The organism is Martelella endophytica (genome assembly GCF_000960975.1).
Classification (GTDB): Bacteria; Pseudomonadota; Alphaproteobacteria; order Rhizobiales; family Rhizobiaceae; genus Martelella; species Martelella endophytica.
This window is the reverse complement of sequence record NZ_CP010803.1, coordinates 3958655-3974243: the sequence shown is the minus strand read 5'-3', so window position 1 is coordinate 3974243 and position 15589 is coordinate 3958655. Positions and strand designations below refer to the sequence as shown.

15 protein-coding genes and 1 other RNA gene are annotated in these 15589 nt (G+C 63.9%); all 16 read left to right on the top strand.

Annotated features, from left to right (window positions below):
* Nucleotides 1–13 precede the first annotated feature (13 nt).
* The 16 genes from TM49_RS18330 (at nt 14) to TM49_RS18260 (ending at nt 15524) form a co-directional block, all read left to right on the top strand.
* Entirely contained in the window at nt 14–724 is a 711-nt protein-coding gene (locus TM49_RS18330; RefSeq protein ID WP_045683372.1) for a J domain-containing protein, read from the top strand.
* Between the two features lies 1 nt (nt 725).
* On the top strand, nt 726–1379 hold the full coding sequence (locus tag TM49_RS18325; protein WP_045683370.1) for a DUF1176 domain-containing protein: 654 nt from the start codon (nt 726–728) through the stop codon (nt 1377–1379).
* 87 nt (nt 1380–1466) lie between these two features.
* On the top strand, nt 1467–2651 hold the full coding sequence (locus TM49_RS18320; RefSeq protein WP_045683368.1) for an NAD(P)/FAD-dependent oxidoreductase: 1185 nt from the start codon (nt 1467–1469) through the stop codon (nt 2649–2651).
* A gap of 136 nt (nt 2652–2787) precedes the next feature.
* Nucleotides 2788–3267: a tol-pal system-associated acyl-CoA thioesterase gene (gene ybgC, locus TM49_RS18315; RefSeq protein WP_045685467.1), complete on the top strand. Its 480-nt coding sequence runs from the start codon at nt 2788–2790 to the stop codon at nt 3265–3267.
* Nucleotides 3268–3565: 298 nt separating this feature from the next.
* A complete protein-coding gene (gene tolQ, locus TM49_RS18310; protein ID WP_045683366.1) occupies nt 3566–4282 on the top strand; it encodes a protein TolQ in 717 nt (238 codons plus the stop codon).
* A gap of 22 nt (nt 4283–4304) precedes the next feature.
* The gene (gene tolR, locus TM49_RS18305; protein ID WP_045683365.1) at nt 4305–4757 is read left to right on the top strand and encodes a protein TolR; all 453 of its coding nucleotides are present in this window, start codon (nt 4305–4307) and stop codon (nt 4755–4757) included.
* A gap of 9 nt (nt 4758–4766) precedes the next feature.
* Nucleotides 4767–5921 carry a hypothetical protein gene (locus TM49_RS18300; protein ID WP_045683363.1) on the top strand — a complete coding sequence of 385 codons (1155 nt, stop codon included), beginning with the start codon at nt 4767–4769 and terminating at the stop codon, nt 5919–5921.
* 67 nt (nt 5922–5988) lie between these two features.
* The gene (gene tolB / locus TM49_RS18295; protein WP_045683361.1) at nt 5989–7296 is read left to right on the top strand and encodes a Tol-Pal system beta propeller repeat protein TolB; all 1308 of its coding nucleotides are present in this window, start codon (nt 5989–5991) and stop codon (nt 7294–7296) included.
* Nucleotides 7297–7513: 217 nt separating this feature from the next.
* Nucleotides 7514–8059, top strand: coding sequence for a peptidoglycan-associated lipoprotein Pal (gene pal, locus TM49_RS18290; RefSeq protein WP_045683359.1), 546 nt, complete (start codon nt 7514–7516; stop codon nt 8057–8059).
* A 184-nt stretch (nt 8060–8243) separates the two neighbouring features.
* Nucleotides 8244–8638, top strand: an RNA gene (gene rnpB / locus TM49_RS22825) — RNase P RNA component class A.
* Between the two features lie 376 nt (nt 8639–9014).
* Complete coding sequence (mraZ, locus tag TM49_RS18285) at nt 9015–9452, top strand: division/cell wall cluster transcriptional repressor MraZ (RefSeq protein WP_045683357.1); 438 nt, start codon at nt 9015–9017, stop codon at nt 9450–9452.
* Nucleotides 9453–9469: 17 nt separating this feature from the next.
* Nucleotides 9470–10492, top strand: coding sequence for a 16S rRNA (cytosine(1402)-N(4))-methyltransferase RsmH (rsmH, locus tag TM49_RS18280; RefSeq protein ID WP_144409610.1), 1023 nt, complete (start codon nt 9470–9472; stop codon nt 10490–10492).
* A gap of 2 nt (nt 10493–10494) precedes the next feature.
* Nucleotides 10495–10872, top strand: a complete 378-nt coding sequence (gene ftsL, locus TM49_RS18275) for a cell division protein FtsL (RefSeq protein ID WP_045683354.1) — start codon at nt 10495–10497, stop codon at nt 10870–10872.
* Nucleotides 10869–12608 (top strand): peptidoglycan D,D-transpeptidase FtsI family protein, encoded by a 1740-nt coding sequence (locus TM49_RS18270; RefSeq protein ID WP_045683353.1) that lies wholly within the window; start codon nt 10869–10871, stop codon nt 12606–12608. Before ftsL ends, TM49_RS18270 begins: the two co-directional genes overlap by 4 nt.
* A gap of 46 nt (nt 12609–12654) precedes the next feature.
* Nucleotides 12655–14118 (top strand): UDP-N-acetylmuramoyl-L-alanyl-D-glutamate--2,6-diaminopimelate ligase, encoded by a 1464-nt coding sequence (locus tag TM49_RS18265; protein ID WP_045683351.1) that lies wholly within the window; start codon nt 12655–12657, stop codon nt 14116–14118.
* On the top strand, nt 14115–15524 hold the full coding sequence (locus TM49_RS18260; protein WP_045683349.1) for a UDP-N-acetylmuramoyl-tripeptide--D-alanyl-D-alanine ligase: 1410 nt from the start codon (nt 14115–14117) through the stop codon (nt 15522–15524). The genes TM49_RS18265 and TM49_RS18260 overlap by 4 nt, the downstream gene beginning before the upstream one ends.
* The last annotated feature ends 65 nt before the right edge of the window (nt 15525–15589 follow it).

The following is a 15589-nucleotide window of genomic DNA, read 5'->3' as shown; positions in this document are numbered from 1 at the left end:
AGGAGCGAGTCCGATGTCTTTCTGGGAAAAGCTTGTCAATTTCATCAGCCAATCCGCCGGCACGGTTCTGACCGGCGTGGTGGAGGCTGTGCGCACGCTTTTCGAGGGCGATCCGGAGACCCGCCGGCAGGTGGCGTTCTCGGTTTCGCTGATTGCACTTTCGGCCAAGATGGCGAAGGCGGATGGTTTCGTCACGCTCGAGGAGGTCAACGCCTTCCACGAGATCTTCGAGATTCCTGAAGGCGAACGCCGCAACGTCGCACGGCTCTACAACCTCGCCCGTCAGGATACCGCCGGCTACGAGGCTTATGCGCGCACGCTGAAGAACCTGTGCTCCGATGGCGAAGAGGGCTGCCCGCTGCTGGAAGAGGTCATCGACGGCCTGTTCCACATCGCCAAGGCCGATGGCACTGTTCATGAGAAGGAGCTCGAGTTTCTCGCCCACGTTGCCGAAATCTTCGGCATCAGCGAGGCTCGCTTCACCGCGATCTGCGCCCGCCATATGGACCTCGGCGAGCGCGATCCCTACGGCGTGCTTGGCGTTTCGCGCAGCGACGACTTCAAGACCATCCGCAGCCGCTACCGCGCGCTGGTCGCCGAAAATCATCCCGACAGGCTGATCGCCCGTGGCGTTCCGAAGGAATTCCACGCCGCCGCCAACGACCGTATGGCGCGCATCAACGCGGCCTATGAAGCGATCGAGCGCGAGCTCAAGGCTGCCTGACATGGCCCGCGCTGTGGCCCTCGGCCTGCTTTTGTCCTCAGTCATCATGGTTGCGTCGCCGGCATTTGCTGCCGATGACGGCCTTGAGGCGGCCCGCAGGATCGTGTTCTCGGCGCTTCCGGAAATCTGCGATTCCGATCTCGCCGAGCGTCTCCCGGGCCTCGAGGATACCGTGCACGACGTGCACTGGTCCGAGACGGACTATGAGGGCAAGCCCGTGCAGAAGGCGGGAACGCTCTACGAAATCGGCTGTTATGCGGGTGCCTACAATCTCGTCGTGGCCTATGTGTTTGCCGCGGAAGACGGCTTCCCGCAGCAGGGCGAACTCGTGACCTTCGCAACACCGGCCTTTTCCGTCGACTATGCGGCGGACGACGATACGAATACGAAGCTCGCCCGCGATCCGGTCGTCACCGGTTTTGGCGCCGATACAACTCTGATCAATCCGAGTTTCGATCCCGACACCAACACCATCTCGACGTTCGAGAAGTGGCGCGGCCTTGGCGACGCGGCCTCCTGGGGGCGCTGGACGCTTCAGGATGGACGCTTCGTTCTCACCTATTATGCGATCGATCCGATTTACGAGGCCAATCTCGAAGACCCGCCGGAAGACCTCCACGACACCGTCTTCGTGCTCTACGACGCTTCGCGTTAGGATAACGGCGCCTCCGCGTCAGCTTTACCTTGCAATGCCGCCGCTTCGGCAACAAGCTCCGGCACAGACGTCGGCCGGGGCGCATGCATGACACGACAACATTTCAGCACGATCATCGTCGGTCGCGGACTGATGGGATCGGCCGCCGCCCGCCATCTTGCCGGGATGCAGGAGGGGGTTGCCGTCGTCGGTCCCGGCGAGCCGGAGGACAAGGCGAGCCACGAAGGTGTTTTCGGCAGCCACTACGACGAGGGGCGCATCACCCGCACCATCGATCGCGATCCCGTCTGGGCCCGTCTCGCAAATCGTTCGATCGCCCGCTACCGCGACATCGAACGCGACAGCGGCGTCACCTTCTTCACCGAGGCCGGAGCGCTGATTGCGGGGCCGGCGCGGTCCAGGGGGCGCTATCTCGAGACGATCCTGGCGGCCGCTGCCGCCTGCGAGGCTCCTGCCGAACTCGTTGAAGCGCCCGAAACCCGCTTTCCCTGCTTTGCCTTCGCTCCGAAAACGGAGGCCGTCTATGAAACGACGAATGCCGGGCATATCTCGCCGCGGCGGCTGGTCGCGGCCCAATCGCTGCTTGCCGAAAGGGCGGGGGCGAGCGTCATTGCCGCAGCCGTGACGAAGGTCGCGGAGCGAGGCGGGCGGGTCAGCGTCGAAACCGATGATGGCCAGAGCCTGACCGCCGACACGGCGCTGGTCGCCGCCGGTGGCTTCACCATCAACGAAAATCTCCTGCCGGCGCGCATCGCGCTCACCGTCTATGCCCGCACCGTTGCGTTTTTCGAGATCTCCGAGGCTGAGGCCGCAGCGCTCCACGGCATGCCGAGCCTGATTTACAGGCCGGAGGTCGACGCCCACGGGATCTATCTTCTGCCGCCGATCCGCTATCCCGACGGGCGCTACTACATCAAGATCGGCGGCGATCCGGACGACATGGCGCTTGCGGACGAGGCGGCAATACGCACCTGGTTTCGTTCGGAAGGCCGCGTCTCCACTCGCGAGCACCTCACCCGCATCCTCTGCGCACTGATGCCGAAAATCCGCGTCCTGAGCACGACCACCGGCACCTGTGTCACCAGCTTCTCGCCGTCGGGCTATCCGATGATCGGCTTTTCGCCGTCACCGCGCATCGCCGTGCTGACGGCCGGCAACGGGGCGGCTGCGAAGAGCTCGGACGAGATCGGTCGGCTCGGCGCCGTCCTGATGCATCGCGGCACGCTGCGCGAGGAGGGCTATGGCAATGTCTTCGCTCCGGCCTTTCTCTGAGCTTTGAATTTCGGCCAGACGGCGTTATCCTTTCGTCTTGCGGAGGTCGGTTGCCCACGTTCGGCCGGGGATCGGCTTCGGCCTTTTCCCCGCTGTCACATTGCTGTATCCGAAGGGCGTCAAACCGGAGCGATCGATGGCAGATAGCAACGACAGGGACGCAAGTCCTCTCAGCGGCTGGCTGGAGGAGGGCACGCACCACCTCAGGCAGCGGATCTATTACGAGGACACCGATTTCTCGGGCCTCGTCTATCATGCCCGCTATCTCCACTTTTTCGAGCGCGGGCGGACGGATTTCCTGCGGTGTCTGGGCGTCGAGCAGCGGGCACTGCACACGATCGATGAGGAAGGCCTTGCCTTTGCCGTCCACCATATGGACCTGAAATTCATCCGGCCCGCCCGGATGGATGATGTGATCGAGGTCACCACGACGACGAAGAAGGCGACCGGTGTGCGGCTGGTGCTGGATCAGGCCATCCTCGCCAACGGTGTGCTGTTGGCGACGGCGACGGTGACGGTCGTCATGATCAACCGTCATGGCCGGGCGCGGCGCATGCCCGACGAACTTGCCGCAACGCTCATGCCCGGACAGGACGAAGCGGACGGCGGGGCTTGATAAAACATGAGTATTATGTGAAGGAATTGCGCCGCAGCCTGCGCGCGTTTGATTTCAGGCGTTTTCGGGTCATGGAGCTCCCTTTGGGGCAGTCGTGGTAACCCGGCGTTAACCATAGTCGTGTTTTATGCGACAAGCGGGATTTCGGGCGTTTTTGCCTCCCTTTCACCACGTTTTTGGGGAACAGAGGGAAGAAATGGGCGTCCTCAATCTCATTGCAAATCGAAAAGCGTCTCGCAGGCGGCTCTAACTGTACCGTCCGGCTTGCCGGGCCTTCGTATTCAGGGACTATCGAAATATGGAACAGCTTGGGTTGGAAGCAACGGCCGATGTCGGCCTCCTGGCGCTCTTCTTGCAGGCGGGTCTGATCGTCAAGATCGTCATGCTGGGGCTGATCGCAGCCTCGGTGTGGACCTGGGCCATCGTGATCGAGAAGATCATCGCCTACAACAAGGAACGTCGCGCCTACAATCAGTTCGAGGACGCGTTCTGGTCGGGCACCTCGCTCGAAAAACTCTACAGCACGCTTTCGGAGCGCAAGACCACCGGCATGGCCGCCGTCTTTGTCTCCGCCATGCGCGAATGGAAGAAATCCTTCGAACGCGGCGCACGTACGCCGGTCGGCCTGCAGATGCGCGTCGAAAAGGCGATGGATGTCGCCATCCAGCGTGAATCGGAATCGCTCGAGGCCCGCCTCGGCTTCCTTGCCAGCACGGGCTCCGCAGCGCCGTTCATCGGCCTGTTCGGCACGGTCGTCGGCATTATGACCTCGTTCCAGGCGATTGCCGGTTCGAAGTCGACCAATCTCGCCGTCGTGGCGCCGGGTATCGCCGAAGCGCTCCTCGCCACCGCGATCGGTCTTGTCGCCGCTATTCCGGCGGTTATCGCCTACAACAAGTTCTCCGCCGATTCCGGCAAGCTCGTTGGTCGCATGGAAGGTTTCGCGGATGAGTTCTCCGCCATTCTTTCGCGCCAGATCGACGAGAAACTCCAGTCGCGCCCCGCGGCGGAATAACGCCTGAAGGGAGAGAACCGACATGGCCATGTCAGTAGGAACAGGCGGAGCAGGAGCCGGACGGCGCGGACGTCGCCGTTCGCGCAAGGCGCCCGTCAGTGAAATCAACGTCACGCCGCTCGTCGACGTCATGCTGGTGCTGCTCATCATCTTCATGGTGGCCGCCCCGATGATGACCGTCGGCGTACCGATCGACTTGCCCGAGACGCAGGCGCAGGCGCTCAATTCCGATACCCAGCCGATCACCGTTTCGGTCACGCCGGAAGGGCAGATTTTCCTTCAGGAAACCGAGATCCCGATCGATGAGGTCGTGCCGAAACTCGAAGCGATCGCCACCACCGGCTATAACGAGCGCATCTATGTGCGCGGCGATGCCAATGCCGATTACGGCACGGTGATGAAAGTGATGGCGCGGATTTCGGCAGCAGGCTTCAAGAATATCGGTCTTGTCACCCTGCAGGAACAGGATAACTGATTATCCATCATGAAGCGCAGCCTTGTCATTTCCTTTGTGTTGCACTGTCTGATCCTCGGATCGGCCATGCTGGTGCTGGGGGCGCCCGCCCCGCTCGAGGTGGCTGACGTCGACGCCCTGCCGGTCACGCTCGTGCCGGTTGAGGATGTCACCCAGATCCAGCAGGGCGATGACAAGGCCGATCTCGCCGAGATCGCAGCGCCGGTTCCGACCAAGCGTCCGACAGAAGTCGCGGACGCCGAAAATGTCGGCGACAACGACGTCGACCTTTCCACGCAGAAGGATGCTGCCCCCTCGACACGCGAGGAGAAGCAGGCCGCAATTCCGAAGCCTGCCGAAGCACCTGAGCCGCAGCCCGCGCCCGAGCCGGAGCCGGTCGCCGAAACGCCGGCGCCCGCACCGGTCGAAGAGCCCCCGCCGCCGGCACCAACGCCTGCGCCGAAACCGGCGCCTGCACCCGCGCCGGAACCCGCACCCGCACCGACCCCGGAAGCTGTCGAGACGCCGGCCCCGGCGCCTGCACCTGCGCCAGAACCGCAGACGGCCGAAGCCGAGCCGGAGCAGCCTGCCGAGGAAGAGACGACGGAGCTTGCCTTCCCGGATCAGGCGCCGTTGCCGACGCGCCGTCCTCCCGAGCCGCAGAGGCAGGTTGCCGAGACCAAGCCTGCGCCGCAGAAGCCTGCGGAGAAGAAGCCGGAGACCGACAACCAGACGACCGCGTCGACGACGCCTGAAAAGGACGACTTCAACGTCGACGATATCGCCGCACTGCTGAACCGTACCGAGGCTGAGGGCGGGGGCGCCAGGCGCTCCGAGGCGCCGGCGGCACTGGGCGGCCAGCGCACCACGGCCGGCTCGACGCTGAGCCAGAGCGAAATCGATGCACTGCGTGGCCAGATCCAGCGCAACTGGTCGATCCTCGCCGGCCTTGACGGCGCCGATGGCGTGCGGATACGCATCCACATGAAGCTCGATCCCTCCGGCGCCATTATCGGTGAGCCCGAGGTGACGGCCACCGGCGGCAGCGACAGTGCCCGCCGCATTCTCGCCGGCGGCGCACGGCGTGCCGTGCTGAAGGCCTCGCCCTTCACCCAGCTTCCGCCGGAAAAATATGACGCCTGGAGCGAAGTCATCGTGAACTTTGACCCCAGCCAGATGATTTAACATGAAGAGCCGCGTGCTTTCGCACCACTTAGCCCGCTGCAATCAACGCTGAAAGGCCTGCCCTGTCATGCTCAAACGCTGTATCATGTTTCTTTCGATCGCCTATGCCGGCATCGGCCTGATGTTCGTGGCCCCGGCTTATGCGCTGGTCGAAGTCGACATTTCCAAAGGCAATGTCCAGCCGCTGCCGATCGCCATCACCGATTTCCAGTCAGATGACGGGCTCGGCGCCGACATCTCCAACGTCGTTGCTGCCGATCTGCAGCGTTCCGGCCTGTTCAAACCGATCGACAAGTCCGCCTTCATCCAGCAGATCGCGAGCCCGGATGAAACGCCGCGCTTCCAGGATTGGCAGTTGATCAGCGCCGAGGCCCTGGTCGTCGGCCGCGTGACGCGCGAGCCCGACGGTCGGCTGCGGTCCGAGTTCCGGCTCTGGGACACCTATGCGGGCCAGCAGATCATCGGCCAGCAGTTCTTCACCCAGCCGGACAACTGGCGCCGCGTCGCCCATATCATCGCCGACTCGATCTATGAGGCGCTGACCGGCGAGCAGGGCTATTTCGACAGCCGTGTCGCCTTCGTCTCCGAAAGCGGGCCGAAGACCGCCCGCAAGCGTCAGCTCGCGATCATGGACCAGGATGGCGCCAATGTCCGCATGCTGACCGACGGCCAGTACATGGTGCTGACCCCGCGGTTCTCGCCGAACCGGCAGGAACTCACCTACATGTCCTATGAGAACGATCAGCCGCGGGTATACCTGCTGCAGCTCGAGACGGGGCAGCGCGAGGTTGTCGGCAACTTCCCGGGCATGACCTTTGCGCCGCGGTTCTCGCCGGACGGCCAGCGCATCGTCATGAGCCTGCAGCAGGACGGCAACGCCAATATCTACGCCATGGACCTCAGGACCCGCGCGACCACGCGTCTGACCAATACCGCGGCCATCGATACCTCGCCGTCCTATTCGCCGGATGGCACCCAGATCGTCTTCGAAAGCGACCGGGGCGGGCGCCAGCAGCTTTACATCATGAACGCCGACGGCTCGAACCAGCATCGCATCTCGTTCGGCGACGGCAGCTATTCGACGCCGGTCTGGTCGCCGCGTGGTGATCTGGTCGCCTTCACCAAGCAGTCCGGCGGCAAGTTCTCGATCGGCGTGATGAAGTCGGACGGCAGCGGCGAGCGCATCCTCACCACCGGCTTCCACAATGAGGGGCCGACCTGGTCGCCGAACGGCCGCGTGCTGATGTTCTTCCGCCAGAATGCCGGCGAGGGCGGTCCGCACCTTTATTCCATCGACCTCACAGGTTATAACGAACAGCGTGTTTCGACACCCGATTTCGCCTCCGACCCGGCATGGTCGCCGCTGCTGGAATAGGTTTGAAACGCCCCGAAACGGCGAAAAAATACGATTTCGGGGCATTTTGGGAATTTGTTAACCGCGATCGTTGAGGGGCTGTTAACGACACTTGGGTATGAGTTCCTCGACTGCAGCAAACTGTCTGAAAACCGTTCGGCACGGCGAGGCGTCGCCCCGAGGACGCCGCCGCGAACTGAACGCCGGACATGATGAAACACGATCAAGGAGAGCGGCCATGAGCCGAGCGATGCCCGCAGCAGCAGGCCTTTCGAAACTGGGCGCAGTGAAGCCCGCCGTTATTGCACTTTGCGCCGTTCTGGCACTGGCCGGTTGCGCATCCAAGGACAAGAACCTTCCGGGCAACGGCATGGCTGGCGGCTCTGCTGCCGGCGCCAATGGCTACGCGACGCCGGGCAGCGTCCAGGACTTCGACATGAATGTCGGTGATACGGTCTATTTCGAGACCGACTCGTCCTCGATCACGCCGATCGCCGCCCAGACGCTCGACAAACAGGCGCAGTGGCTGCAGCGCTATTCGAACTACTCGATCCGCATCGAAGGCCATGCCGACGAACGCGGCACGCGCGAATACAACCTTGCGCTCGGCGCCCGTCGTGCTGCCGCGACGAAGAACTACCTCGCGTCGCGCGGTATTCCGGCGAACCGGATCTCGACGATCTCCTACGGCAAGGAGCGCCCGGTCGCGACCTGCGACAACATCAGCTGCTGGTCGCAGAACCGCCGCACCGTCACCGTTCTGCAGAACGGCGCCGGAAGCTGATCTGGGTCCTGACTGTCGATCATTTCGAAAACCCGCCGATGCGTTCGGCGGGTTTTTTGCTTTGGGGGGCAGGGACGATTGCCGCTTCGGGAACGCCGCTAGGCAGAGTGCACCGTCCGCCGCTCAGGCCAGCCCTCGAAAAATCCATTGGCGTCAGCCGGCCACTTCGTCTAGGAAGGCCGCACCAGTTGGCCGGGCGGCCGCGCTTTGCCAATGCCGAAAGGCGGCAGGGTGAGGAAAGTCCGGGCTCCACGGATTGACGGTGCCGGAGAAAGTCCGGCGGGGGCGACCCCAGGGACAGTGCCACAGAAAGCAAACCGCCCCGGTTTTCCGGGGTAAGGGTGAAAGGGTGGGGTAAGAGCCCACCGCGCCTGCGGCAACGCAAGGCGGCACGGTAAACCCCACCGGGAGCAAGACCGAATAGGGATGACGCGGGGCTCGCCCCAGGCCGTTTCCGGGCCAGTCATCCGGGTGGGTTGCGAGAGGCGGCGCGCAAGCGTCGTCCCAGATGAATGGCCGCCACGTTTCGCGGGAAACCGCGAGGCCATACAGAACCCGGCTTACAGGCCAACTGGTTTTTTCTCCATTTTGGGACGGCGCCCCACAGCGCTGAAACTTTGTCCGGATCCGGTCCCTGCGGAAGACGATTCATGCCTTTTTTCCGAGGGCTTGCGCCGGAAAGTTTTCGTTAACAGGAGGTTGATAGAATCAGGGTTCCGGAACGCTTTCGACCATGGTTAATGACAGGTTGTCCCATTGACGCCCATATCTGCCCATGCTATCCCATTAGGCAACAGTTCGCTGCCCGAAGCAGTTGGCGCGTATGGGCGGTTCTTCGGTTCCAAGTATCTGCTTTCACTGCTGAATTCGCCCCTTGGGCGAAGCGGGTTTCTTGTGTCTTTTTGGGAAGAGGCGGCTCGACGGAGGCTGCCGGTGATTTCGGTGGTTTTGCGTCATGAACCGGTTTCTCTCCAACGCGACCAAGAAGATCGATGCGAAGGGAAGGGTGTCGGTGCCTGCGGTGTTCCGCACGGTTCTGGCAGAACGGAATATCTCGGAACTCTACTGCTTCCAGGATTTCATCTTTCCCGCCATCAGTATCGGCGGTCCGGACCTGCTCGACCGGTTCGAGCGGCAGATCGATCAGGAAGATCCGTTTTCGGCAAATGCGAACAGCATGTCGCTGCTCATTCATGGTGGCGGGGTGTTTACCAAGCTCGATGCCGAGGGGCGGATGATGGTCACCGACTTCATCCGGGATTTCACGGGCATCGAGGCGGAGGTTACTTTCGTCGGTCGCGCGGACCACTTCCAGCTCTGGGAGCCGCGGACCTTTCAGGAAGCGCAGGCTCAGGCGCGACAGGCACGACTTGGCGGCCGTGCCGGCGCCTGATGATCAGGGGAAACGGAATGGGGATAGCTGGCATGGAAAATGCCGATGGCGGACCGGTTCGTCACGTTCCGGTGATGCTTGCGGAGGTGCTGAAGGCGCTCGAGCCCGTATCCGGCAAGGTCATCCTCGACGGCACTTTCGGCGCCGGTGGCTATTCGCAGGCAATTCTTGAAGCGGGCGCCGACGTCGTCGGCCTCGACCGCGATCCGAATGCCATCGCCGGCGCTGCGGACATGCTGGCCGCATGGCCGGGAAAACTCACCCTGCATCACACCCGCTTTTCCGTGCTCGATCGCTTCGCTCCCGAGGAGGGGCTTGATGGCGTCGTGCTCGATATCGGCGTTTCCTCGATGCAGGTTGATGAGGCCGAGCGCGGCTTCTCCTTCCAGAAGAACGGTCCGCTCGACATGCGCATGTCGGGCGAGGGCGTCTCGGCCGCCGATGTGGTCAATCGCGCCAAGGCCGGCGATTTGACGCGGATATTCGGCCTTCTTGGCGAGGAAAAGAATGCTGGCCGCATCGCCCGCGCGATTGAGCGCAAGCGGGCCGAGGCGCCATTTGAAACGACCCGCGACCTTGCTTCGCTGATCGAGACGGTCGTGCCGCGCAAGGCCAAGGACAAGATCCATCCGGCGACCCGCGTCTTCCAGGCGCTGCGCGTCTATGTCAATGACGAGCTCGGTGAACTGGCGCAGGCGCTTCTGGCCGCTGAGCGCTCGCTGAAGCCCGGCGGCGTACTCGCCGTCGTCACCTTCCACTCGCTGGAAGACAGGATCGTCAAGCAGTTCATTTCCGCGCGCCTCGGCAAGGCCGGCGGTTCGCGCCACCTGCCGGAGGTCGCGCCCGCGCCGGCGCTCTTCGAGCAGAAGGGCAAGGCGATGATCGCCGCCTCCGAAGCCGAGGCCGCCGTCAATCCGCGGGCGCGCTCTGCCAAGCTGCGCGCCGCCATACGCACGTCTGCCGAAGCGCCGGAGACCGGCCTCGACGCCTTCGGCCTGCCGGCGCTCGCCGAAATTTCCCGCCTTGGAGGTCACGAATAACCATGCTGCGTCCGCTGGACCTCATCCTCATTCTCGTCATGGTGGCGACCGCCACGGTGACCTACACCATCAAGTACTCGGCCGAAGCGACGCTCGACGAGGTGCGCAAGCTCGATGATCAGATTGCGCTCGAGGAAAACAACATCGACCTCCTGAAGGCCGACGAGGCGCTCCTGACGCAGCCCGCCCGTCTCGGCCGCCTTGCCTCTCACTATTCCCTCGAGCTCGGTCTTCAGCCCGCCGAGCCCGAGCAGATCGCAACGCTCGATCAGCTTCCCCCCATTGCCCCGCCGCCCGCCGTGGAAGACCTGCCGCCGCTGGTGGCAGGGGAAGCGCCCGACGGCACGGATATCGTCATAACCGGATCGGTGACGCCATGAAGAAACGTATCCCGAGTTTTCGCCGCAAATCCGCGCCTGAAGCTACGCCGCCGACTGACGGCGCCGTCACCGATGTGTTCCAGGGCACGGCCAAGAAGCGCGTCGGCCTGGCGCGCAGCCGCGTCGGCATCATCACCGCCTGCTTCCTCGGCGTCTACGCCGTGATCGGCGGACGGCTGGTGCATTATTCGCTGGCGAAGGAGGATGGCACCGTCTCCAACGCGGTGGCGCCGCAGACGCTCGCCCGCCGCCCCGACATCGTCGATCGCAACGGCGCGGTTCTCGCGACGGACGTTCGGATGATGTCGCTTTATGCCGACCCTTCGATGATCACCAGCGCCGATGACGTGCTGGATGCGCTGAAGCCGATCTTCCCTGATCTCGACGAGGCGCGGGCATACCGTCTGCTCAATTCGAAGGGCGAATTCGTGTGGCTGAAGCGGCAGATCACGCCGAAACAGCAGAGCCAGGTCCTCGCCGCTGGCGTGCCGGGCGTCGGCTTCCGGCCGGAGGTTCACCGCTTCTATCCGGGCGGCCCTGAAGCGGCCCATATTCTCGGTCTCGTCGACATCGACAATCGCGGCCTCTCCGGTATCGAGCGTTACATGGACAAGTCCGACGGTATTTCGAGCCTGATGGGCCTTGGCCTTTCCGGCGCGATGAACCTGAAGCCGTTCGCGACGTCGATCGATTTGAGGGTCGAAAGCATCGTCCGCGATATTCTTGTTGAAGGCCTGCACAAGTTCGAGGCGGTTGGCGCCACGGCCACCGTGCTCAAGGTCGACACAGGCGAGATTGTCGCGCTGACGTCCGTGCCCGATTTCGACCCCAACAACCCGCCGCCCGCGACCGATCCGCGGATGCTGAACGACGCCATCACCGGCGTCTACGAGATGGGGTCGACCTTCAAGACCTTCACGCTGGCGATGGGGCTTGAATCCGGCAAGTTCACGCTCGACAGCCTCGTCGACGCCAAGACACCGCTGATCTTCGGTCGCTCGCGCATCCGAGACGACCATGCCCAGAACCGTATTCTCACCTATCCGGAAGTCTTCACCTATTCGTCGAACATCGGCGCCTCTCGCATTGCCGCCGCCGTCGGCCCTGACTATCAGCGCGAATTCCTCGAAAAGCTCGGCCTGCTCGATCGCATGGACACCGAAATCGGCGGCGCAGGCACACCGCAGCGTCCGCAGAAGTGGGGCGGCGTGTTCTCCGCCACCGTTTCCTTCGGCCAGGGCGTGACCACGACCTCGCTGCAGACGGCCGCGGCCGCGGCCGCACTGGTCAACGGCGGCAAGCTGCTGACGCCGACCTTCCTGCCGCGCACGGAGGCTGAGGCTGATCAGGTTGCCAAGCAGGTGATCTCGAAGGACACCAGCGACAAGATGCGTTATCTTCTTCGCCTCAACGGAACCGACGGCTCCGGCCGCAACGGGCAGGTGCCGGGCTACAGGATCGGCGCCAAGACCGGCACGTCGGAGAAGATCATCGATGGCAAATATTCGAAGGATCGCAATTTCAACGCATTTCTCGCCGCATTTCCGATGGACGATCCGCAATATGTCGTGCTCGTGACCATCGATGACGCGAAGAAGGTGGAAGGCGTTCCGGGCCGCACGGCGGCATGGAATGCCGGGCCCATGGCTGGCGAGATCATCCGTCGCTGCGCCCCCATCCTCGGCGTCGATCCCGATTTCGGCGCGGAAGGGGACGCACTCCTGGCCGCCTACTGAGACAACGCCACCCGGCCTCGCCGGGTGAGGAAGAGAGACTGACACGATGAAATTGAGCGCTCTCGCCGGTACGGCTTTTCCAGAATTGAACGCGGCGCTTTCCGGCCGCGCCGGCGCGCTCGACATTGCCGCCGTCACTGCCGACAGCCGCAAGGCCGGTCCCGGAGCGCTCTTCGTGGCGATTGCCGGCAGCAAAGCCGACGGCGCCGGCTTCATCGATGATGCCGCCGAAAGAGGCGCGGCCGTCGCCGTCAGCGCCGCGGCACATGAGGGCGCGCGGATCCCCGTGCTGCAGGTCAGCAATCCGCGGCGCTTCCTGTCGGTGGTCGCATCCCGCTTCTACGGCGCCCAGCCGGAAACGATGGTTGCCGTCACGGGCACCGCTGGCAAGACCTCGGTCGCGTCCTTCACCCGCCAGATCTGGGCCCATGCCGGCCTTGCCGCCGCGATGATCGGCACCACCGGCGTAATCGCGCCTGGCCGCAAGGAATACGGCTCGCTGACGACGCCGGACCCGGTCATGCTGCACGGCCTGCTCGCCGAACTCGCCCATGACGGAGTGACCCATGCGGCGATGGAGGCCTCGAGCCACGGCCTCGATCAGTATCGCCTCGATGGCGTCCGGCTCGCCGCCGCCGGCTTCACTAATCTTGGTCGCGATCACATGGACTATCACGCGACCATCGAGGAATATTTCGGCGCCAAGATGCACCTTTTCGACCGGGTGCTGCCCAAGGGCTCTCCCGCCGTCATCAACGCCGATGATGCCTGGTCCGCGCGTGCCGAAGTGGCCGCCCGCGATGCCGGCCACCGGGTTATGACGGTCGGCCGCAGCGGCAGTTTCCTGTGCCTGAAGCGGGTGGAGCAGAAGCGCGACAGCCAGTTCGCCGAAATCCTGCACGATGGCGAGATATACGAAGTGCGGCTGCCGCTAGCCGGCGAATTCCAGATTTCCAACGCCCTCGTTGCCGCAGGCCTTGCGATTGCGACCGGCGTGACCGCCAGGACCGCGCTTGCCGCGCTGGAGAAGATCGAGGGCGCGGCCGGCCGTCTCGAACTCGCCGGCAAAGCCGCCAATGGTGCGCTCGCCTATATCGATTACGCCCACAAGCCCGATGCGCTCGAAAAGGTGCTGACGGCGGTCCGCCCGTTCACCACCGGCAAGGTTGTCGTCGTCTTTGGTTGCGGCGGCGATCGCGATCGCGGCAAGCGGCCGATCATGGGCGAGATCGCGACGCGGCTTGCCGATGTCGTCATCGTCACCGACGACAATCCGCGCTCGGAGGTTCCGGCCGAGATCCGCGGCGAAATTCTCGCCGCAGCGCCCGGTGCCACCGAAATCGGTGACCGGGCCGAGGCGATTGCCCATGCCGTGGCATTGCTGAGGCAGGGCGATACACTGATCGTTGCTGGCAAGGGACATGAGGAGGGGCAGACCGCCGCCGGCGTCACCCGACCATTCTCCGACCTTGCCGAAGTCAGAAAAGCATTGGAGGGCATTCAATCGTGAGTTTGCTATGGACATCAGCCGATATGGTCGAGGCCATGGAAGGGCGTCCGGTGGGCGAACTGCCGGAAGGTGTCAGCGGAATTTCCATCGATAGCCGTACCGTGGTGCCGGGCGAGGCCTTTTTCGCCATCAAGGGTGACCGCGTCGACGGCCATTCCTTCGCGGGTCTTGCCGCCGCCAACGGCGCGTCGCTGCTGGTGGTCTCCGAGGCGAAGCTGCCGGCGCTCGGCCGCCTGACCTGCCCGATGATCGTCGTCGACGACGTTCTCGAGGCGATGGTGATGCTGGCCGCTGCCTCGCGCACACGGTCGGAGGCGCGCATCGTCGCCGTCACCGGCTCGGTCGGCAAGACCAGCACCAAGGAGATGATTGCGGCAGGGCTCGCCACCTCCGGCAAGGTCCACGCCGCCGTCGCCTCGTTCAACAATCACTGGGGCGTGCCGTTGACGCTGGCGCGTATGCCGGCGGATGCAGAGTTCGGCGTGTTCGAGATCGGCATGAACCATGCCGGCGAGATCCGCCCGCTGACGGAGCTCGTCCGGCCGCATGTCGCCGTGATCACGACGATCGCGCCCGCACATATGGGCAACTTCGCAAGTCTCAGGGAAATCGCTGCTGCGAAGGCGGAAATCTTCGAGGGGCTGGAGCCGGCCGGCTTTGCCGTGCTCAACCGCGATATCGACGAATACGAGGCGCTCGCCCATATCGCTCGCCGCTTTGGCGCGGAGATCGTCTCGTTCGGCGAGCATTCGAAGGCCGACTTCAAGCTGCTCGATTACCGCACCGTCGGCGATCGCGGTCATATCCAGGCGCTGCTTGCCGCCGATGAGCCGGTGACCTTCGAGATCGGGCTGCCGGGCCAGCACATGGCCGAAAACGCGCTCGCGGCGTTGGCGGCGATCGCTTATGCCGGCGGCAGCGTCGAGGCGGCCATTCCCGCGCTTACAGCCGCCGGTCAGCTCAAGGGCAGGGGCCGTCGACACCGCCTCAAGATCGGCGGTGGCAGCTTCACCCTGATCGATGAAAGCTATAATGCCAATCCGGCCTCGATGCGGGCAGCCCTGGAGCTGCTCGGCGCCTCCGCCGGTGACGGGCGCAAGGTGGCGGTTCTCGGCGACATGCTGGAACTCGGCAGCTTTGCCCGGGACGCGCATGAGGGGCTCGCCGTGCCGCTGGTCTCGGCCGGCGTCACCGATGTCTGGCTCGCCGGCGAGGAGATGGTGGCACTGAAGGAGGCGCTGCCGGAGAGCATAGTTGTGGAATATCGGCCGAATGCGGACGAACTCGCGGATTTCGCCGCCGGTGCGGTCGCCGCGGGCGATACGGTAATGGTAAAATCGTCACTGGGCATCGGATTCGGCGCAATCGTCAAGAAACTGCTCGATACCTATCCCGCCGAGGGGTAAATCGCGCTCAAGTGCATGCGCGGCCCGCGATTCGATTGAGGGTCGGCGAAAAACCAGAAATTGAT

Coding starts and splice junctions, on each gene's coding strand:
- mraZ (WP_045683357.1), top strand. CDS start 9,015: ATGAACCGGTTTCTCTCCAACGCGACCAAGAAGATCGATGCGAAGGGA.
- ftsL (WP_045683354.1), top strand. CDS start 10,495: ATGCTGCGTCCGCTGGACCTCATCCTCATTCTCGTCATGGTGGCGACC.
- tolR (WP_045683365.1), top strand. CDS start 4,305: ATGGCCATGTCAGTAGGAACAGGCGGAGCAGGAGCCGGACGGCGCGGA.
- TM49_RS18300 (WP_045683363.1), top strand. CDS start 4,767: ATGAAGCGCAGCCTTGTCATTTCCTTTGTGTTGCACTGTCTGATCCTC.
- TM49_RS18265 (WP_045683351.1), top strand. CDS start 12,655: ATGAAATTGAGCGCTCTCGCCGGTACGGCTTTTCCAGAATTGAACGCG.
- rsmH (WP_144409610.1), top strand. CDS start 9,470: ATGGGGATAGCTGGCATGGAAAATGCCGATGGCGGACCGGTTCGTCAC.
- TM49_RS18270 (WP_045683353.1), top strand. CDS start 10,869: ATGAAGAAACGTATCCCGAGTTTTCGCCGCAAATCCGCGCCTGAAGCT.
- TM49_RS18320 (WP_045683368.1), top strand. CDS start 1,467: ATGACACGACAACATTTCAGCACGATCATCGTCGGTCGCGGACTGATG.
- ybgC (WP_045685467.1), top strand. CDS start 2,788: ATGGCAGATAGCAACGACAGGGACGCAAGTCCTCTCAGCGGCTGGCTG.
- pal (WP_045683359.1), top strand. CDS start 7,514: ATGAGCCGAGCGATGCCCGCAGCAGCAGGCCTTTCGAAACTGGGCGCA.
- tolQ (WP_045683366.1), top strand. CDS start 3,566: ATGGAACAGCTTGGGTTGGAAGCAACGGCCGATGTCGGCCTCCTGGCG.
- TM49_RS18330 (WP_045683372.1), top strand. CDS start 14: ATGTCTTTCTGGGAAAAGCTTGTCAATTTCATCAGCCAATCCGCCGGC.
- tolB (WP_045683361.1), top strand. CDS start 5,989: ATGCTCAAACGCTGTATCATGTTTCTTTCGATCGCCTATGCCGGCATC.
- TM49_RS18325 (WP_045683370.1), top strand. CDS start 726: ATGGCCCGCGCTGTGGCCCTCGGCCTGCTTTTGTCCTCAGTCATCATG.